A 20,473-nucleotide genomic window follows, 5' to 3' on the forward strand; every position below is an offset into this window, starting at 1 on the left:
TTGTCTACACTCCACAGCATGGCCGTCCCCCTCGGTGCGGCGACAAGGAGAAAACTCCATGAAGATGCTGCGTGTCCCTTTGTTGATGATCGGGTTGCTGCTCTGCTCCCAGGGCTTCGCCGCCACTGAACAACAGAACAAGATGACCACCTGCAATGCCGACGCCACCGCAAAAAGCCTCAAGGGCGATGAACGCAAAGCCTTCATGAGCAACTGCCTCAAAGCGGCTCCGGCAGCCAACGACGCCAAGGCCCTGACTCCGCAGCAGGAAAAAATGAAGACCTGCAACGCCGACGCCGCGACCAAAGCCCTCAAGGGCGATGAGCGCAAGGCGTTCATGAGTGATTGCCTCAAGAAAAAATAAAGTCAAAAGATCGCAGCCTTCGGCAGCTCCTACATGAGAACGCGATCCCTGTAGGAGCTGCCGCAGGCTGCGATCTTTTCGGCGCGCCGCCGATCGCGTTTTCATGCGCTCGCTTCATCACCGGAACGCTGGCAGACTGCCAATCCTTTTACGCTGTTCGTTTTGAGGCTGTATGCCAACGTTTTCTCAACGTCATGTATTGCTGGTGATCAGCTGGATCATCATTTTTGGCGGACTGCTGCTGGTGATCCCCCTGCGCTTGTTGCCCAGCCTGCTGGCCGGGTTGCTGGTGTTCGAGCTGGTCAACATGCTCACCCCGCAATTGCAGCGGCTGATCGAAGGCCGGCGTGCGCGCTGGCTGGCGGTGGCGTTGCTGGGGACCCTGGTGGTCAGTGTGCTGACCCTGATCTTCGCTGGCGCCTTCAGCTTCCTGCTGCACGAAGCGGAAAACCCCGGCGCATCCCTGGACAAATTCATGCACGTGGTCGACCGCGCCCGCAGTCAGTTGCCGCCGTTCATCGACGCCTACCTGCCGGCCAGCGCCGCGGAGTTCCGGGTGGCGATCGGTGAGTGGATGAGCAAGCACCTGAGCGACTTGCAGCTGGTGGGCAAGGACGTGGCGCACATGTTCGTGACGCTGCTGATCGGCATGGTGCTCGGCGCGATCATCGCCCTGCAGCGCGTGCCGGACCTGACCAAGCGCAAGCCGCTGGCCGCCGCGCTGTTCGACCGCCTGCACCTGCTGGTCCAGGCCTTTCGCAATATCGTCTTCGCGCAGATCAAGATTTCCCTGCTCAACACCGCCTTCACCGGGATCTTCTTGGCGGTGGTGCTGCCGATGTTCGGCATCAAGCTGCCGCTGACCAAGACCCTGATCGTCCTGACCTTCCTGCTCGGCCTGCTGCCGGTGATCGGCAACCTGATGTCCAACACCCTGATCACCATCGTCGGCCTCTCGCTGTCGATCTGGGTGGCGGTGGCGGCGCTGGGTTACCTGATCGTGATCCACAAGGTCGAATACTTCCTCAACGCGCGCATCGTCGGCGGGCAGATCAGTGCCAAGTCGTGGGAGTTGCTGCTGGCGATGCTGGTGTTCGAAGCGGCGTTCGGCTTGCCGGGGGTGGTGGCGGGGCCGATTTACTACGCGTATCTGAAGAGTGAGTTGAAGCAGGTGGGGATGGTATAGGGGGAGATGCGAGCTGCGAGCTGCAAGCTGCAAGTAGAGGCAAGAGCAAATGCGGTCTGCCTTCGCTCTTACTTGCAGCTTTTAGCTTTTAGCTTTTAGCTTTTAGCTTGAAGCTCGCAACTGCTCCTCAACCATAACGCTTCGCCGCCTCAATCGCCAGTCCGCTACCAATGCTGCCGAAGATATTCCCTTCGACATGCCGAGCATTCGGCAACATCGCCGACACACTGTTGCGCAGCGCCGGAATCCCGCTCGAACCGCCGGTGAAGAACACCGTATCCACCTGATCGAAGCCGACATTGGCATCGGTCAGCAGCTGGCTGACGCTGTTGCGCACGCGTTCGAGCAGGTTCTCGATGGCCGATTCGAACAGCGCGCGGCTCAGGTCCACGCTCAGGCCCGGCTCGATGCGGTCCAACGGCACCTGACGGACGTCTGAGTAGGTCAGCTCGATCTTGGTTTCTTCCACCAGCATCGCCAGCCAGTGCCCGGCGCGCTGTTCGATCAGCTTGAACAGGCGATCGATGCCGCCGGTGTCCTCGATGTCGTAGCGCATGCTGCCCAGGGCCAGCTGCGACTTCTGCGAGTACACCGAGTTGATGGTGTGCCAGGTCGCCAGGTTCATGTGGTGGCTGGTGGGCATGAAGGCGCCGCTCTTCATCCGGCTGCCGTAGCCGAACAGCGGCATCAGGCCCTGCAGGCTCAGCTGCTTGTCGAAGTCGGTACCGCCGATGTGCACGCCGCCGGTGGCCAGGATGTCGTCCTGACGGTTGGCCACGGTCCGACGCTCGGGCGACAGGCGCACCAGCGAGAAGTCGGACGTACCACCGCCGATGTCGACGATCAGGACCAGCTCCTCCTTCTCGATGGTCGATTCATAGTCGAATGCCGCCGCGATCGGTTCGTACTGGAACGAGACGTCCTTGAAGCCGATCTTGCGCGCCACTTCCACCAGGGTGTCTTCGGCTTCCTTGTCGGCCACCGGGTCCTCGTCGACGAAAAACACCGGGCGGCCCAGCACCACTTGTTCGAATTCCCGACCGGCGGTGGCTTCGGCGCGGCTCTTGAGCTGGCCGATGAACAGGCCCAGCAGATCCTTGAACGGCATCGCCGTGCCCAACACGCTGGTGTCGTGCTTGATCAGCTTGGAACCCAGCAGGCTCTTGAGCGAGCGCATCAGGCGGCCTTCGTAGCCTTCCAGGTACTCGTGCAGCGCCAGACGGCCGTAGACCGGGCGGCGTTCTTCGAGGTTGAAGAAGACCACCGACGGCAGGGTGATCTTGTCATCCTCCAGCGCAATCAGCGTTTCCATGCCGGGGCGAAGCCAGCCGACGGTGGAGTTGGACGTGCCGAAGTCGATACCGCAGGCACGGGCTGGGGAGGCGTTTTTCATGTCTTTCAGGTTCCGGTTAAAAAACGGCCGCGCAGTGTATGTCAGTGCGGCGCAGAATCGAAGGCCGGTTATCCGCTAAATCTTGCCGCTCAACGCCTTGAAAGATGTGCCATCACCCCCAAACTACCCTGCATCAACCGGCCAGCCCCGGGCGAACGCAAGTCGTCCTGCCTGCTGCCGATAAACTTCTGATGCGCTGCCCGGTCACAATCCTGAGATCGGTCAACTTCTGCGTGCCCAACAGGCGCATGCTGTGGCAGGTGGCGCGATTTCGATAACGGATGGTGATTCCCGCGATGGACTTCAAAGACTATTACAAGATACTCGGTGTGGAACCGACAGCCGACGACAAGGCGATCAAGGCGGCCTATCGCAAGCTGGCGCGCAAATACCACCCCGACGTCAGCAAGGAAAAGGACGCCGAAGCCAAGTTCAAGGACGCCTCGGAAGCCTATGAAGCGCTGAAAAGTGCCGACAAGCGCGCCGAATACGATGACCTGCGCCGCTATGGCCAGCATGGCCAACCGTTCCAGGGGCCACCGGGCTGGCAGAGCCGAGGTGGTTTTGGTGGCGGTCAGGACACGGGCGATTTCTCGGATTTCTTCAGTTCCATTTTCGGTAACCGTGGCCCCGGCTTTGGTGGCGGACAGTCGCGTCGCAGCACCGGGCGCAAAGGCCAGGACGTGGAAATGGAACTGGGGGTATTCCTCGAGGAAACCCTGTCGAACGAATCGAAGAAGGTCACCTTCCAGGTACCGCAGTACAACGCGGCGGGCCAGCACGTCAGCAACACGCCTAAAAGCCTGAACGTGAAAATCCCCGCCGGGGTGAGCGACGGCGAACGCATCCGCCTCAAAGGGCAGGGCGCGCCGGGGGTTGGCGGTGGCGCCAATGGCGACCTGTATCTGACCATTCGCTTTGCGCCGCACCCGAAATTCGACGTCGAAGGCGAAAACCTGATCATCACGCTGCCGCTGGCACCGTGGGAATTGGCCCTGGGTACTGAAGTGGCGGTGCCGACCCTGACCGGCAAGATCAACCTCAAGGTCCCCGCCGGCAGCCAGAACGGCCAGCGCATGCGCGCCAAGGGCCATGGCTTGATGAACAAGGCAGGTGAGCGCGGGTATCTGTTCGTGCAGCTGAAGGCCGTCATGCCGAAAAAATCCGACGATGACATCAAGGCCCTGTGGCAGGAGCTGGCAAAGAAAGCCGCCTTCGACCCGAGAGAAAATTTCTGAATCCGGAGTAGCCCATCATGAGCACACCCCTGATCGTTCAACTGGACCTGACAGAATTCTGTGAGGCGACCGACCTGTCGGACGTCTACGTGATCGAAATCGTCGAGCACGGCATCCTCGAACCTCAGGGGACAGTGCCCAAGGACTGGCGCTTCACCGATTACGAACTGGCCCTGGCCAAACGCGCCGCCAAGCTGCGCAACGATCTGGAGCTGGACTGGGAAGGGGTTGCCCTGGCGCTGGACCTTTTGGAAGAGGTCCAGCAGTTAAGGGCGGAGAATCGGATGTTGAAGCAGCGGTTGGGGCGGTTGGTGGTGGAGTAGCGTCTAACAACACTGCTACTCCTAGAGCCGGTTGCCCGTGAATGCAGACAATTTGGTCGTCATCATTGATGATTCGGATTTTCGGGGCTACTTCTTTGCGGCTCGGATTCCGCTCTGTAGTTGGGGCAGAGTCATTTTCTGAACGCTGCTCTGCGTTGGATTCCCATTCGCGTCGTACGTCACATAGTACTCACGCGTGGCGCCACTTTTTAGTGTTCTACTTGGGGGAACAGGAGCGTAAGGAAATTTAAATGGCTGACTTTTCCATGCTTCATGATAATTCGAAGGCTTACCTGGAGTCTGATTGGGACTGAGGATACTGACTTGTCCACCAGTGTCATTAAAACGAGGAGCTTTCTTTGACGGAATCGGAAGAGGAGTTTCACGCCAAGGGCCGTAGTCGATGAAGTGGCTTTCGGTCACAATGGGCTTTGTGTGAGTTTCTCTAGCGAGCGCTGGTATGGTCTGGGGTGGGGCTGAAGTAGCCATTTCTGCGGCGTTGGAAGTGAGCGGACTTAAGCTGGAAGTACTCGCTGCTCCAGTTAAAGCTTTCTTCGGTTTAAGCAATAGTTTGACTTTGCTAAGCATATGCCCCGTCGGATCCGTAAAATTCCTCGGATCCCCTGCGCAATACATATACGCATTCCGTCCACCGCTCCCAAACGGACTCCAACCGTCCGGGCTATGAAACCGCATCAAAATCGGGTTGTAAGCCCGATAGCCCTTTCCCAGCAAATACCAGCCGATCTTCCTTTCGCATAATTGGCCATTGAACCCCAAGTGTGTGGCAATCGCCTGTGGTGCGGACTCTCCCCCATAAGCGGCGTAAGCGATGGAATTGGGCTGGCTTGCAGCAAGTTCAGCAAGTATTGAATTTTGGTGGTCGGCAGCCAGCAGTAAAGTACGAGACATGTCCAGGTCATCCAGCGCAGAAATTTGATCCAGCCCCAGTCTGCTCTCGATGCCGTGTTTCGGGTACTAGCAGAACAGATAGCCCCCCGATAGACGGCTCCTGTACAGAGCGCATCCTTTAAATCAGCTGTAAACCTGCGGCAGGAGGGATACACGAAGCACCGTTCAGGGGTGGTAGAGGCATATATCCATTGCTTGTCAGCGCATGATTAGTCTATCGACCTCCGTATCCATTTGAAGGTTTGAACCATGTCTGATTTGCAAGGAAGCAGCTCGACGATTACCCCCTCCAGAGCTCAAAAGAGTGTTCATGAACTACGTGTATCGAAGGCCATTCCGGATGCAGTAAGAAATGCGCCGCCGGCCCTCCTTGAGTCACTGTTGAATCAGCAGGCAAAAATGCCTGAGTGGTACTTCAGGGCGTCGGCAGTGGATCGGCAGCGCTTGAAGGCGTTGATCGACGACCACTGGCGCTTGCAAGGTGCTGTCGATGAGCTGCTGACCGGCCTGGAACACGATATCGATGCTTTCGCCAAGCCGTTGCTCGCGACAGCTTTGCAAGCGAACTTCAATACTTACGAAGATCCCCGCTCACTTTCCCTGCATCTTTATATTCCGGATCGCATTATTTTCGGCATCGACACGGGTGCCAGCCGTATTCGGCAAAGTTCATTACTGGCTGCCGCTATACATAACTTTGAAGAAACGGAAACCCTGGAGGGCGCGTTCAGAAGTGGCTCCGGTGTCTTTCGCAATACTCCCCAGACAAGCCCCAAGCGCGTCAACGCCATCACCCCGGAAAAATTCGCCAGTGTTTGCCGCAGGCTGGATATCGGCGGGCAGTATCAAACACACCTCAAGAACAAGCTGGAACCAACGGACACCGTTGCAAAATGGCAATTGCAACAGCGCGCGCAGGCCAGTGAAAAAGCTGCCTTCAAGTTATCGGCATTGATCGCGCGTCTCAAAGGCGACATCTCTGCCCACGCCTTTGACCGATTGCAGGAGGTCATCCAGGAAAACAAAAATATTCGTTTCCATGGTGCGCCACTGCACAGCCACCGATTGTCGCTGATGGGGTTTCGTCTGACTTCAATCGTGTTGTTCAGCGCTGTGGGTGAGGCGTCGGCAATGAAGCAGGCCATCGATGACTTGACGCCAAAGAGCGTTGAGTTCTGGACAGATTGGTCCCGGCGCATCCCGTCGCTGCCCGGTCGTGAATATGACCAGTTCAAGTTGATCCAGGCTTTCTTCGCCAACGGCCCCGCGGGCGTTGTCGATGAAATGCTGCGCAAGGACGATATTTATAAACAAAGCCGATTGAGCGGCCCGCTGATCGCCTACGTGCCGGATGACCCCGACCATCCGCTAAGGGAATATGCCTCGCTGGCCGATTTCATGAAGACCTTGATCAGCCAGCTGCGCGACCCGCAATACCAGGCTTTTTTCAGCCGTTTCGTGGCGCAGAAAGATAAAGGGCATTTTTTTTCGAGGGTCAACGAGCGACTCAAGACCATGACCTGGCATCAGCGCGCACCGCTCGACATGGGGCCATGGTGGCGTGAAACCGCGATCGAGAATCCCAACGCAGAACCCATCACCAATGTCAGGAGCGGCAATCTCTGGACCGAGCTGTTCAAAGAGCGTCGAGACAAGATAATGCGTGACGCCCGTTGCATTGCCGTGCCCACTGGCGATGAAGATGCGACCACGCGCTGGAAACGCTTGGCCAGCTACCTGGACGTCGGCTGGAACCTGTTCAGCTTCGGCGCGATGCTGGTCCCCGGATTGGGCGAAGCGGTGCTGGGCATCATGGTTGCGCAGATGCTGGCGGAGCTGGCTGAAGGCATCGAGGATTGGAGCAAGGGCGATAAGGACGAAGCTGCGTCCTGCGTCAATGGTGTGCTGATCAATTTCGCGCAATTGGCCCTCATGGGCGCGGGGCATGCCATTCCCAAGGCGCCTCTGGCCATTTCTCCCTTCATGGAAAACCTCAAACCCGTGATGGTCGATGGCAAGGAGCGACTCTGGAACCCCGACCTCACGCCGTACGAACATCCGGTGGTCCTGCGACCTGCATCGCAGCCAGATGCACTGGGACTTCACCGGCATGAGGGCAAGAACATACTGCGCCTCGAAGACAGGCACTATGTGGTGGCGACAGACCCGGAGACCGGCTTGCACCGCCTCAAGCATCCGGACCGTCCAGGCGCTTATCAGCCCCTGGTGGAACATAACGGCGCCGGTAGCTGGAAAACTGAAATCGACCAGCCGCTGGGGTGGGACAAGAGCCAAGTGCTAAGGCGTCTGGGGGCGATGACGGATACGGTGTCCGATGAGTCCCTCGAGCAGGTGTTGACTGCCAGTGGCGTACATGAAAATTCCCTGCGCAGGATGCATGTGGAGCATGAAACACCGCCCGCTCAACTGGTCGATACTCTGAGCCGCTTCAAACTTTATGCCCAGGCCGGCGAACTGGGACAACAGATACAGGCAAACCGGATTCCCGAGGCGCTGGAAAACGCCGCTGCGCAATACATGATCGAATTGCCTCGCTGGCCCGAGTTGCGTGCCATCGTGCTGTTCGACGGTCCAGCGCTGGAAGGCGCATCCCGAAACTTCAGTCATGCCCAGGTACAGCCTGAACGACAGATCAAGCTGACCCGTGCCGAACTGCGCAACGGGCTGCTGCCGCAACGGGTGATTGAGCACTTCAATGAACAAGAGATCCATGAGCTGCTCGGCCAAGGCATCTCCAGCGACCGGCAAGTACGGATAAGCGAGTTGCGCAAGCGTCTGGCGGACTGCGCCGATGCGAATCGCCAACGCTCCTTCGAGACGCTTTACAACCAACAGGACGTTTCCGGCGATGCTCACGTGCAGTTGCTGCGTGAGGGCTACCCGAAGCTGCCCGTGGCGGTTGCCGAAGAAATGATGCGCGATGCCAACGCTGATGAACTCAGGCGTCTGTCGCAAAAGCGGCGGGTTCCACTGAGCCTTTATGAGCGGGGCGAAGCGGCACGAGCTCGTTTGCGTTTGAGTCGGGCATACGAAGGCCTCTATCTGGAGGCCATAGCCGACACCGATACCCGCCGCCTGGAACTCGAGTCGCTGGCTGTCATGCCCGGCTGGTCCCGCGGCCTTCGTCTGGAAGTCAGGGCTTCTACATTCGACGGCGAACTGTTGGCCAGTGTCGGTGCCGAAAACGCTCCGATTCGCAAAGTCCTGATCAGTGATGGGCGAGGCCTTTATCGGGCAAGGGATGAGCAAGGGCTGCATCTGCACGGCGCCGACAGCTTTTACGATGCCTTGTTGCATGCTTTGCCGGACAGCGAGCGCGAGGCTCTTGGGTTCGAGATTTATGAAGGTGAAAAACTCAAACAGGCGCTGCAGCGCTCGCCACTGAGTCATGAGCGCTTCGCATCGATCCTCGAGCAGCATCCCAACCGTAAATTGGCCTATGACCCCGAACGTATGCGGCTTCGCGGCGGCATGCCTGGGTACGCGCGGCGGATGAGCCGGGAGACAATTGAGCAACGCTTGGGCTGGATGTATCCGAGTTGTTCGCAAGCAGAATTGAATTCGCTGATAGATGGATTCGGCGCTCAGGCCCAGGAACGCTTGAAGGCGCTGGAGGACGAATTCGTCCAGTTCGAACTTTCCCTCAAGCGTTGGGTGAACTCCGCACTAAGCCAACGGTATGGCGATGTGAGTGCCGCAATTGAAATCCACTCCAGGCAGCGGCTCTATAATGCGCTCAAACAATGCTGGCAAAGGACGGGGCCGCGGGGGCTCGACGTGCCTGGCATTGTAAGGCCGCAAAGGCTCGACCTCGACGGGCACACGATGAGTCGGCACATCGCCAGTTTGCCCAGGCTGACCGCCAATTTCGATCACGTGACCTCGCTGAGCATGCGCCGAACCGATCTGCTCTCCAGCCAGGCGCATTTTCTGGAACCCTTCCGCGGCCTGCGCTTTCTGGATCTCAGTGGCAATCTGCTGGACCGTTTGCCGCCGTCAATCAGTGTCATGCGCTACCTGGAGGATCTGGTGCTCACTGACAACAGTATCGAACTGACTCCTCCAGACCTGTCAGGCTTGCGCGGGCTGACCCGTCTCGGATCGTTGGTGCTCAGGGACAATCCGCTGCGACTGCTACCCGATATCAGTCAAATGCCCCACTTGCACACGCTGAGCCTGGAGAACACCGGTATCGATGGGTGGCCAACAGGTCTGTTCGCGCAAACTCGTCCTCGCAACATACAGCTCAACCTTCGACTCAACCCCATCAGTCACATACCGGATGTCGAGCCTGGCTCGGCCCAGGCCGAATTGCTGGCCCGCACGCTGCTGAGCCGCGAACCGCATTGGATATCACCCGAGAATCTGAACACGCTCAGAAGGTACTCCGAGTCGGTCGGCCTGGACCCCGACCGCGCCTATCCACCCCGAGGAACTCTGGACAGCGTCAAATGGGGCGAGGGTATGCCGGAGCAATGGCAGCAGAGGCAGAAGATCTGGGATGCGGTCGAGGATGAATACAACTCCGAGTCGTTTTTCGATGAAATCAGGGGCCTGACGCAATCCGCCGATTTCCAGGCCGGTGGCCGCTATCGACAAGAGCTGACCGCCAAGGTCTGGCGAATGCTGGAAGCCATGGCGAAGGACAGCGAATTGCGCACCACGATTTTCGCCGAGTCGGTGGCGCGAACCCAGTGTGTCGATGGCGCGACGCAACTGTTCAATGTCCTGGGCATGAAGGTGTTGGTCCAAGAGGCCTACGGTTTGGCAAATCCGGGATTGATCGAGGCCGAGCTGGTCGAACTGGCCAAGGGCAAATCGCGCCTGGACGAAATCGAGCGAATTGCCGAGCAACATATTGCTGAACGTATCGCCAACGGCGAACAGTTCCGTCGAGTGAATGCCGATGGCGACGTGACGGGCTCCATTGATGTCGTCGAGGTCCACCTTGCGTTTACCACCGAATTGGCAAAGCCGCAGGAAGAGGGTGGGCTGGACCTGCCCTGGCAATCGCGCACCATGCAGTTTCGCGGTATCGCCGGGGTCACCGCGCCGATGATCGAAAGTGCCCGCTTGCGTGTATTGGCGCTGGAAGAAGGCGATCTGCTGCGTGATTCGATCGCCGCACAACCGTTCTGGAAATCCTGGGTGGAGGGAACGAACCGGGCGCGTTTCAAACAGTTCGATCGGCGGATGAATTCGCTTTATGAGTACAAGACAGCGTTGGATGAGGGGCTTATGGGGCGCTATGGCTCTACGTCTCATTCCACGGTACTTGATCTGTCCGGGATACGGTTCAACGAGCTTCCGGATCTTCCCGGTGACGGGTTCTCCCATGTCAACACATTACGCCTGTCAGGTTTGCGCGCACCTGTCGAACAGGTTCGGCGTTTCGTGGGTCGCTTCAGTCAGACTCAAACGCTGGATCTGAGCAACAGCAACCTGATGGACTCGCCGATCACACCTGGTGATCTGCCTGTGCTGCAACACCTGGATTTGCGCTATGCACCACTGGAGCACCTGGATGTCAGCGCAATGGGGCAACTCAAGACGTTGAACCTCAGCGGAACGAACTTGAGCGCCTGGCCCACCGGTGCCGAAAACCTGCCAGGTCTGACTTGGCTGAAGTTGAGCAACACCCGGATCACTGCATTACCTGAGTCGGTGCTGGCAAGGGACGAGCTGATTCTGAATGTCAATCTCACCGGCGCACCTTTGACCCCGCAAGCGCTAACGGCCTTGAGCTCGGCCCGTGGGCGGATAGAGCTGGCAAGGGGATTGCTCCCCGGAACACTTGAGCGTTTTGCGATGGAAACCGAATCCCCGCTCTTTCCACCCCAGGAGACGGCGAGCTCAATCGCCCAGCGTCTTTTGCCAATGCCCCAGGAAGTGCCGGCGGGAGAAGGCCTGGCCTGGCTCGCCCGACGTTTGCAGCAGATAGACCCCGGTTTCACTGACAATGAGGCCTCGCAAGCCATTGAACAAATGCGTGCCCGGGGAGCAAGTGATGAGGTGATCAGTGAGCGAATCGGCGGCTGGCATCGGACTCTGGAAACCCTGACGCGACAGCTCAACAGTTGGATGTTTATTCGCGAGTCCCGGGGATCGGGCTGGGTTGTGTCTTCGCACACACGGGGACTGGCGTCGCGGCGAGTCCTTGAATGCTGGATCGAAGGGGCGGCGCGTTGGGACGGCGTCGCTGACCGTGGCCTCTCATTCAATGGCCTGCAACTGGGCGATCTGCCTGAATTACCGGTGCAATTCCCTCATGTACGGGAATTGATCCTCACCGGCACCCGTATCACCGAACAAGGTTCCAACGGTTTCCTGCGGGCTTTTGCCAATGTGCGCGTGCTGGAGCTCGGCGGTCAGCAATTACGTGCCCTTCCGCAGGCAATCGGCGACATGGTGCAGCTCGAGCGGCTGGACTTGAGTGCCTGTGGTTTTGCCGATCCCGAGCCTTTGTATTCATCCCTGGGATCACTGGACCATCTACGCTCGCTGGATCTGAGACAAAACGATCTGCAAACCTTCGATGTCAATTCACTGCCGCATCTCGAGGAGCTGGATTTGCGCAACAATGAGCTGACCGAATGTCCGGAGGGAACTCTGCAGGCCAGGCATCTGCGCACATTGAATCTCAGTGACAATCGGATCGCATCGATTCCTGAAGATATCTTCAACGAGCAGCACAATACGCTGATGGAGAACATGGACCTGAGCGGCAATCAATTGTCGCGAAGTGACCTCGAGCGAATCAGCGATTACATGGACACCCTCGGTGCCCCACGGTGGATGGGATATAGCGACGCAGAGCTCCGTGACCAGATCGACTATCTGGCCAGCGACAGCGAAATTGATAGTGCAAGCTCAAGTGAAGATGAACATGAGCCTGCAGCTGTATTGCCTGACGAGGTGATCGGTGAGGTGGAGGCCGGGCCTGAACGAGTCGAGCCATGGCTGCAAATGCTCGAGCCCGAGCTGCAGGCCAGTCACCGAATCCTTTGGAACCAACTTCGGGATGAACCGGACAATACGGCGTTTTTCCATTTGTTGGCACGGCTGCAAGATACCGGCGAATTCAGATTGGCGCGCGCCGATCTGACCCGACGGATGTGGGATGTGGTGAGCGCGGCGACAGGTGACACCGAACTCAGGCAAACCCTGTTTGCCCAGGCCAGCTCCCATGGGACGTGTGTGGATGGGCGGATCCTTACGTTCAGCAACCTGGAGGTCAAGGTGTTCGAGCACAACGCCTTGCGAGGTGTCGCAGACGGTCGCCTGGATCAGAAAGGCATCGCCTTGCTGCGGTTGTCCCGGCAGCTGTTTCGGCTCGACCAAGCCGAGAGGCTGGCCAATGCAGCGCTGCGCACGGGGTCTGATCCGGCGGAGGTGCGCCTGGAATATCGTTTGGGGTTGACCCGTGGATGGAGCGACGGGCTGGAACTTCCGGGGCAACCCAGGAACATGGTTTTCGGTCGGCCAATCAGCGGGGAAACCCTGAGAGAGGCACGCGCGAAGATCATGGAGCTGGAAAATGGCGAGGCGTTTTATGAGGACCTCATCCATCGAGACTACTGGGTGCAATACCTCAAGGAAAAATACCCCGACGAATTCAGTGCCCTTGAGCGAAACATTGCTGAAAAGCAAAGTCGCGTCGAAGATGAGCATGAAGACATTGGTGGTCAGGACTATGTACAAGCCATGGAAATGTTGGGAATTGATGTCACTGTCGAGCGTAATCAGAAACTGATTGAACTGTCTCGACGAGAGACCGGGGCAATCACGCCTGGCAGACCTGATGCACAACGACCCGGTCCATCAAGAGAAATGACGGGAGGCCCTACGCGTTAATCGTGATGCCCGACGTCGCGCATAGGGCGTCGGGCATCTTTGACGGAGGCGGTACATATCTAGGTTTATTTGTCGGTGTCGTTCGTTAGGTTGAGTGCTCCAATCAGTCACGGATGACCCGTCATGACCAATAATCCTCAACTCCCTTCAAAGCCCGAGGGCGCATTCAACAGCGACCTTCGTGGCGTTCACTACGACTTCCTCAAAGACCGCATCCCCGCCTGGTTTTCCCAAGCCTCGACCCAGCGCCAGGCGGAGCTGGGCAGCCACGAAATGCAACTTCCAGCCTGGTATCGGACGGCGACGCCCGAGCAAAAGACAGCTCTGGGAGAACAGCACACGCGTTTTCGCGAGACCTTGAATCAGATCGACGCCCGGCTGGGCCGTATCCAGGATGTTTTTGAGTTTGCCGAGCCGCTGCTCAAAGCCGCAATCAAAGAGCGATTCAAGCAGGACCTGGACGTCAGAAATGTATTTCTTGCCCGCAAATACGCACCCAAAAGCAGGGACGATTTGTATGGTTTCCTTGTATTGGACCAGCAACTTGATCAAAGCCTGAATGTGGAATATCGAGGCATTTCCTTGCTCGAGGCGGCCCTGGCCAATTTCACTCCAGACGAAGAACAGCCGCTGCGCTGCAATGATTGTCAGATCATCACCGACTGGGATAGCTACGACGGCGACGTCATTCCAACGTTCGAATCGCTCAGGTCCAATGCCCGGCCCATTGCTCCCCACGACTTTGCCAGGCTTTGCCGTACCCTCGACCTGGGGAAGAAATATCAAGCACACATTGAAGAAATCGTGCAGCCCAAGGACACCACAGCGCGCGAATCGCTGGAGCAGCAACTGCAGGAGCACCATCGCCAGCAACTGGCAATGGCCACTGAACTGGCCAGCCAACAGTTTGCAACCAAGGCTGGTTCTAAAGTCGAGTCCGGTATCAGTGCCGACATGAGCCAGATGCTCAAACAATTAATTGCCAGCGGCAGTGGCGGGACACTGGACGGCAAGCAGGTGAAGTTCGAGGCATTGAAGGTCTTCGGCATCGAGCTGGTTGGACCATTGTTGATCGGGCCTGACCGCGAGAGCTCCGATCGTGTCGAGCGTCTGGCCGTCTACTTGCCCAATGATCCGCAGCAACCCTTGAAGGAATACGCCTCCAGCGCCGACTTCGTAGCCGATCTGGTGGCCCGCTTGCACAAGGGTGACTATCGACGCTTCTTCAGCCGGTTCATACCGATGCGGCAACAGGGTGTTTTTTTCTCGCAGTTCAACACGCTGTATCAGCCTTCCGGACTCACTCCCCAGTCTGACTATCCCCTGCAATCCAAGCCCGTAAACTTGCCTGTGGGCGGGGCCTCCATCGAAGGCGATCTGTGGCAGCAGCTGCGTCAACGGGCTGTCGCCAAACTGTACGCTGATGCGCGGGCCATTGCGGTACCGACCGAAGACGAGGACCGCGATGCCCGTACGGCCCGGCTGGAAAGTTATATGGACGCAGTCACCAACGTGTTCAACCTCGCTGCCTTTGTGGTCCCCGGGTTGGGTCCGATCATGTTGACGGTCGGTGCCGCACAGATGTGCGATGACGCGTTCGAGGGCATCGAGGCGTACGAACGGGGCGAACCAAAGGAGATGTGGGCGCATTTTTCCAGCGTTGCATTGAATGTGGCATTTGTCGGCGGCGGGGCGGGGATCCTGCCGCAGATCCATGTCTCGTCGGTCGTGGACAAGCTCAAACCGGTCACGTTGGCCGATGGTAAGCAGAAGCTGTGGAAGCCCGATCTTGAACCCTACAAGGCTTCCGTCACCCTGCCCTCGCAGGCCACCCCGAACGAGTTGGGTTTGCATGCGCACGAGGGGAAAACGGTGTTGCCACTTCAGAAGGACCACTACCTTGTCCAGCAGGATCCGGTGAGTGAGCAATACCGAATCCAGCATCCGACTCGTCCTGGCGCCTATTCCCCGGAACTTGCGCACAACGGCGAAGGCGCCTGGCGCCACGAGCTGGAGCGGCCTCTGAGCTGGAGTAATACGACCCTGATGCGCCGCCTCGGTCCTATGGTGGAGGGTTTGAGCGATACCGAGCTTGAACGGATTCGGCAGGTCAGTGGTGTTGAAAACGACGTCTTGCGCCGCTTGCACGTCGAAAGCGAACCCGTCCCGGCCATCCTGCTCGACACCATCAGGAGATTCAGGGCCCATGCTGATGCGGCGAAGGTCGCTCAGGGGATTGGTGAGGGCTCCCTGCCCAGCGCGTTGTGCGGTTTTGCCGCTTCCCTGGCGGTCGAACTGCCGGGATGGCCGGCAGATAAAGCGATAGAAGCATTTTCGGGAGACAGGTTGAACGGGCCTTCGGTCAAGTACGGCAACCCTGAAGCCTCACCCCAAAACACCCTGAAGGTCACCCGTTCCGATCTCATGAATGGTCGACTGCCTGAACGTATCGTCGATTCCTTGAACGAGGCGCAAATCAAATCGCTCCTGCCTCACTACACACCCAGAACGCCTGAGGAACAGATCACTGCGTTACAAAAAAAACTGCAAGCGCAGGCGATCAGTGGCCGGGCGCGAATAATGCGTAGCCTTTATGCCGAGCGACAGCCACCCGCCAACGCGGCCGTTGCGGTAGTGCAGCGAGATTTCGGCAGCTTGCCCGCATCAATGATCGAGGAGTTGCTGGCCGACGCGACGCCTGCAGAGCTCGTCACTCTAAATACCGACAAGCGCGTTCCATTGCGCCTTGCCGAAGGTGCGCGCCGTTTACAGCAGCAGATGCGCCTGACCCGTGCCTATGAGGGGGTGTACCTGGACGGCATGACCGACAGGGACACCGAGATCCTGATACTCAATACGCTGAAAAACGTGCCGGGCTGGATGGACGACACGCGCCTGGAGATACGCGAGGGTGGCATCGACGGTGAGCTGCGTGCCAGTGTCGGTGCAGATGACCCCGGTGAGCGTAAAGTGCTGCTGCGAATGAACGACGGTCGCTATGAGACGCGCAATGCTCGCGACGAACACTTGCATGGCGCCGATGACCTTTATTGCGCGATACAACACGCATTGCCCGACAAGCAGCGCGAGGCCATCGGGCTGCCCCATGTCGGCCAGGGTGCGCAACTGAGGGCGAAGATCATTGAACATCAACTGACCCGTGATCAACTACGTCCGCTGTTGAAGATGCAACCGCGTCTACAGCCTTTCTTCCGGGTACCCGAGCGCTTGTCAGGCGAACGTATCGGATATCCGTTGAGTGATCATCCTGACGTGAGCAAATGGAGCCCGAGTTTCGAGCAACGTTTTCGTGAGCTGTACCCGACAGCCACGCAGGAGCAGATGGATGCGGGTATTGCGAGTTGGGGGGCCAGCCGCGAAACGCATCTGAGAAACCGTGAGCGCGAATATGCGTCACTCAAGCGTACCCTGCACAACTGGAGCAACACGCAGCTATTGGGCGTGTCGGAAGAAGAACGGTTGACGCCAGCTTTTCGCCAGCGTCGGAGCGCACGGCTGGCGATTATCAAGGCCCTCGATGACGCGTGGAGGTACACGGGAAAGGTGGACCTGAACAATACCGGGAGGCGGCAGGGCCAGTTCATCGATTTATCCGACACTCCCCTTCATGGCCAACTCGCAGAATTGCCTGCGTTGTCGGCCAATTTCAATCACGTGAGCTACGTGAATCTATCGGGTACGGGCATTGTCGAGGCGGACGGTTTTCTAAAGAACTTCAAGCGTTTGCGCAAGCTGAACCTCAGTGATAATGAACTGAAAAAGATCCCTGAGCCCTTGGGGCGAATGGTTCACATGATCGACCTGGACCTCTCCGACAACTTGATCGAGTTCGACGAGCCCGCCGTGGACCAGTTGAGCGAGCTGACTCAACTCGAATATCTGGCGCTCGAAGGAAATCCTTTGAAGTTGCCTCCTGACATCGGGTTTATGCCCAACTTGCAATTTGTTTTGCTGGCCGATACCGAAATCAATACATGGCCCGAGGGTCTGTTTGAGCAGACCAGGGGTCGCACAATGCACCTGGATATGAGGGGCAACACGCTTGAAATCGTCCCAGAGGCGGAGCTGGGATCAAAGGAAGCGGAAGTCTTGGCGCGCACGCTCATCAGCCAAGGATCCGAGTCCATTTCCCCCGAAAATCTGCGCAGGATCAGAGACTATCGCCAATCGGTCGGATTCGAGTCGGATCGACCTTCTCCGCCCCAAGGCGTATTTGACAGTCAGCTCTGGAAAACGGGGCTGACGGAGACTCAATGGAAGGAAAAGCAGGATGCTTGGGCAGACCTTGAGCGTGAACCCGGATCGGAGCCATTTTTCAATGAGTTGAGAAAACTCGACCAGTCTGCTGATTCGGAGTCTTCCGATGAAGCGGCACGAATCGAATTGTGTGGGAAGGTCTGGTCAATGGTTGAAGCCGCGGTGGCGAGCACTGCTCTAAGGGAAAAGCTGTTCAGAATGGCTGCCGCCCCAACAACCTGCGTGGATGCGGGCGCGCAATTGTTCAATGCCATGGGCGTCGAGGTTCTGATTTCTCAAGCCTACGATTTGGGCGCGGAGGAAATGGAAACCCGATTAGTGACATTGGCGCGGGGCAAATCGCGTCTCGACGAGTTGGGCAAGGTCGCTCGGGAGCGGATCAGCGAGCTGTTGGCGCAGGGGCATCAGTTTACCGAGCTCGATGAAGACGGTTATCTGGTCACTCACGTGGATGCGCAGGGACAGACTCTGGAGGACATTGATGAGGTGGAAATTCATATGGTCTATCCCACTCAATTGGCGCAGCGCCTGGAACTGCCCTGGCAATCCCGGGACATGATGTTCAGGGCAAACGGTGTCACCGACGAGATGATCACAAGTGCCTATGAGCGAGTGCTGGAAAAGGAAAAGGGGCCGCTGCTGCAGGAGCGACTCATCGAGCAACCCTTCTGGGTTGAATACCTCAAGCGACAGCATTCGCAAGCGTTCACGGCCTTGCGCGCCAGAGGCGAGCCTCTATTGGACTTGCAGGCAGCGCAACAAGCCTGGCTGGACAGCGAGTCGAGCGTGCAAAAAATTCATTGGCGCTCGGAAGTTGTCCGGCTGGCAAAACTTCTGGGCAAGCCTGACAGCGAAGTGAAGCCAGGGGTAGTCATGAGTGATGCGCAGTATTTTGCCGAGATGGAGGCGATCGCCGCGCAGGAAAAGGCGCTGATTGCCAAGTTGACCGGTGAAGCCTTGCAGCGCGCCAATCTGTAGGAAAGCACTGGCTCGCGATGGACGTTAATGGCAACGATTACCTTCAGGCTCAACGTGTTGTCCATGAGTCCATTGCGAGCAGGCTCGCTGACAAGGGGCCGATCTGTCAGAACAGGAAGTAACGCTGCGCCATCGGCAGCGTTTGCGCCGGTTCGCACCACAGCAGAACACCGTCGGCCTTAACCTGATAGGTCTGCGGATCGACGTCGATACTCGGCAAATAATCGTTGTGGATCAAATCGGTTTTCCGCACTTCGCGGCAGCCTTTGACCACAGCGATTTTCTTCTTCAAACCCAGGGCTTCGGCCAATCCCGCTTCCTGCGCCGCCTGGCTGATGAACGTCAGGCTGGTGGCGTGCAGCGAGCCGCCGTAACTGGCGAACATCGGACGGTAGTGCACCGGTTGCGGTGTCGGAATCGAAGCGTTGGCGTCTCCCATCAGGCTGGCCGCAATGGCCCCGCCCTTGAGAATCAGCGTCGGCTTGACCCCGAAAAACGCCGGCCGCCACAGCACCAGATCCGCCCATTTCCCCACCTCGACCGAGCCCACTTCATGGCTGATGCCGTGGGTGATCGCCGGGTTGATGGTGTATTTGGCGATGTAGCGTTTGGCGCGGAAGTTGTCATTGCCAGCGCCATCGCCTGGTAGCGGACCGCGCTGCTTTTTCATCTTGTCGGCGGTCTGCCAGGTGCGGGTGATGACCTCGCCGACGCGGCCCATGGCTTGGCTGTCGGAGCTGATCATCGAGAACGCGCCGAGGTCATGCAGGATGTCTTCGGCGGCAATCGTCTCGCGGCGAATGCGGCTTTCGGCAAAAGCCACGTCTTCGGCAATGCTGGGGTCCAGGTGGTGGCAGACCATCAGCATGTCCAGGTGTTCATCGATGGTGTTGCGGGTGAACGGCCGGGTCGGGTTGGTCGAACTCGGCAGCACATTGGCAAAACCACAGGCCTTGATGATGTCCGGGGCATGCCCGCCGCCCGCGCCCTCGGTGTGGTAGGTGTGGATGGTGCGGCCCTTGAAGGCGGCGAGGGTGGTCTCGACGAAGCCGGACTCGTTGAGGGTGTCGGTGTGGATCGCGACCTGCACGTCATATTGATCGGCCACGCTCAGGCAATTGTCGATGCTCGCCGGCGTGGTGCCCCAGTCTTCGTGGAGCTTGAGGCCGATGGCACCAGCCTTGACCTGTTCGATCAGCGGCTCCGGCAGGCTGGCGTTGCCCTTGCCGGTCAGGCCGATGTTCATCGGGAACGCATCGGCGGCCTGGAGCATGCGCGCCAGGTGCCAGGGGCCTGAGGTGCACGTGGTGGCGTTGGTGCCGGTGGCCGGCCCCGTGCCGCCGCCGATCATGGTGGTAACGCCGCTCATCAGCGCTTCTTCGATCTGCTGCGGGCAGATGAAATGAATGTGTGTGTCGATGCCGCCAGCGGTGAGGATCATGCCTTCTCCGGCGATGACCTCGGTGCTGGCGCCGATGGCGATGTTCACGTTGGGCTGGACGTCCGGATTGCCGGCCTTGCCAATGGCCGCGATGCGCCCGTCCTTCAGGCCGACGTCGGCCTTGACGATGCCCCAGTGATCGATGATCAGCGCGTTGGTGATCAGCGTGTCGACCACTTCGGCGGCGAGCAACTGGCTCTGGCCCTGGCCATCGCGAATGACTTTGCCACCCCCGAATTTCACTTCTTCGCCGTAGGTGGTGAAGTCCTTCTCGACTTCGATCCACAGCTCGGTGTCGGCCAGGCGAACCTTGTCACCGACGGTGGGGCCGTACATGTCGGCGTAGGCTTGACGGGAAATTTTCATTCGTTCGCCTTGAGATTCAATTGAATTTGAGACCGCTCGCATTACTCGCTATCGCAGCCTCGCTGCGCTCGACAGCTCCTACAGGGGGGCGCGGTCAACTGTGGGAGCGGGCTTGCCCG

9 protein-coding genes are annotated in these 20,473 nt (G+C 58.4%); 6 read left to right on the forward strand and 3 right to left on the reverse strand.

Annotated features, from left to right (window positions below):
• Positions 1-58: 58 nt before the first annotated feature.
• Positions 59-364, forward strand: coding sequence for a PsiF family protein (locus HNO86_RS02740; RefSeq protein WP_175375493.1), 306 nt, complete (start codon positions 59-61; stop codon positions 362-364).
• A gap of 172 nt (positions 365-536) precedes the next feature.
• Positions 537-1,550 carry an AI-2E family transporter gene (locus HNO86_RS02745; RefSeq protein ID WP_175375494.1) on the forward strand — a complete coding sequence of 338 codons (1,014 nt, stop codon included), beginning with the start codon at positions 537-539 and terminating at the stop codon, positions 1,548-1,550.
• Positions 1,551-1,677: 127 nt separating this feature from the next.
• Here the strand turns inward: HNO86_RS02745 and HNO86_RS02750 are convergent, their stop codons facing one another.
• Positions 1,678-2,943 carry an Hsp70 family protein gene (locus HNO86_RS02750; protein ID WP_175375495.1) on the reverse strand — a complete coding sequence of 422 codons (1,266 nt, stop codon included), beginning with the start codon at positions 2,941-2,943 and terminating at the stop codon, positions 1,678-1,680.
• A 296-nt stretch (positions 2,944-3,239) separates the two neighbouring features.
• Between HNO86_RS02750 and HNO86_RS02755 the strand changes: the two genes are divergently transcribed.
• Both HNO86_RS02755 and HNO86_RS02760 read left to right on the forward strand, forming a co-directional pair.
• Entirely contained in the window at positions 3,240-4,181 is a 942-nt protein-coding gene (locus HNO86_RS02755) for a DnaJ C-terminal domain-containing protein (RefSeq protein WP_175375496.1), read from the forward strand.
• Positions 4,182-4,198: 17 nt separating this feature from the next.
• Positions 4,199-4,504 (forward strand): chaperone modulator CbpM, encoded by a 306-nt coding sequence (locus HNO86_RS02760; RefSeq protein WP_175375497.1) that lies wholly within the window; start codon positions 4,199-4,201, stop codon positions 4,502-4,504.
• An 87-nt stretch (positions 4,505-4,591) separates the two neighbouring features.
• On the opposite strand, the gene HNO86_RS02765 is transcribed toward HNO86_RS02760, so the two are convergent.
• Positions 4,592-5,416 (reverse strand): RHS repeat-associated core domain-containing protein, encoded by an 825-nt coding sequence (locus tag HNO86_RS02765; protein ID WP_175375498.1) that lies wholly within the window; start codon positions 5,414-5,416, stop codon positions 4,592-4,594.
• Between the two features lie 249 nt (positions 5,417-5,665).
• Between HNO86_RS02765 and HNO86_RS02770 the strand changes: the two genes are divergently transcribed.
• On the forward strand, positions 5,666-13,291 hold the full coding sequence (locus HNO86_RS02770) for an NEL-type E3 ubiquitin ligase domain-containing protein (protein WP_175375499.1): 7,626 nt from the start codon (positions 5,666-5,668) through the stop codon (positions 13,289-13,291).
• A 123-nt stretch (positions 13,292-13,414) separates the two neighbouring features.
• A complete protein-coding gene (locus tag HNO86_RS02775) occupies positions 13,415-18,547 on the forward strand; it encodes an NEL-type E3 ubiquitin ligase domain-containing protein (RefSeq protein WP_175375500.1) in 5,133 nt (1,710 codons plus the stop codon).
• 106 nt (positions 18,548-18,653) lie between these two features.
• On the opposite strand, the gene ureC is transcribed toward HNO86_RS02775, so the two are convergent.
• The gene (gene ureC / locus HNO86_RS02780) at positions 18,654-20,354 is read right to left on the reverse strand and encodes an urease subunit alpha (RefSeq protein ID WP_175375501.1); all 1,701 of its coding nucleotides are present in this window, start codon (positions 20,352-20,354) and stop codon (positions 18,654-18,656) included.
• Between the last annotated feature and the right edge of the window lie 119 nt (positions 20,355-20,473).

This window comes from Pseudomonas sp. C1C7, assembly GCF_013359595.1.
Lineage (GTDB): Bacteria > Pseudomonadota > Gammaproteobacteria > Pseudomonadales > Pseudomonadaceae > Aquipseudomonas.

What these genes read in the sequence shown, in the direction of transcription:
- HNO86_RS02740 (WP_175375493.1), top strand. Translation starts at nt 59, where the DNA reads ATGAAGATGCTGCGTGTCCCTTTGTTGATGATCGGGTTGCTGCTCTGC.
- HNO86_RS02745 (WP_175375494.1), top strand. Translation starts at nt 537, where the DNA reads ATGCCAACGTTTTCTCAACGTCATGTATTGCTGGTGATCAGCTGGATC.
- HNO86_RS02750 (WP_175375495.1), bottom strand. Translation starts at nt 2,943, where the DNA reads ATGAAAAACGCCTCCCCAGCCCGTGCCTGCGGTATCGACTTCGGCACG.
- HNO86_RS02755 (WP_175375496.1), top strand. Translation starts at nt 3,240, where the DNA reads ATGGACTTCAAAGACTATTACAAGATACTCGGTGTGGAACCGACAGCC.
- HNO86_RS02760 (WP_175375497.1), top strand. Translation starts at nt 4,199, where the DNA reads ATGAGCACACCCCTGATCGTTCAACTGGACCTGACAGAATTCTGTGAG.
- HNO86_RS02765 (WP_175375498.1), bottom strand. Translation starts at nt 5,416, where the DNA reads ATGTCTCGTACTTTACTGCTGGCTGCCGACCACCAAAATTCAATACTT.
- HNO86_RS02770 (WP_175375499.1), top strand. Translation starts at nt 5,666, where the DNA reads ATGTCTGATTTGCAAGGAAGCAGCTCGACGATTACCCCCTCCAGAGCT.
- HNO86_RS02775 (WP_175375500.1), top strand. Translation starts at nt 13,415, where the DNA reads ATGACCAATAATCCTCAACTCCCTTCAAAGCCCGAGGGCGCATTCAAC.
- ureC (WP_175375501.1), bottom strand. Translation starts at nt 20,354, where the DNA reads ATGAAAATTTCCCGTCAAGCCTACGCCGACATGTACGGCCCCACCGTC.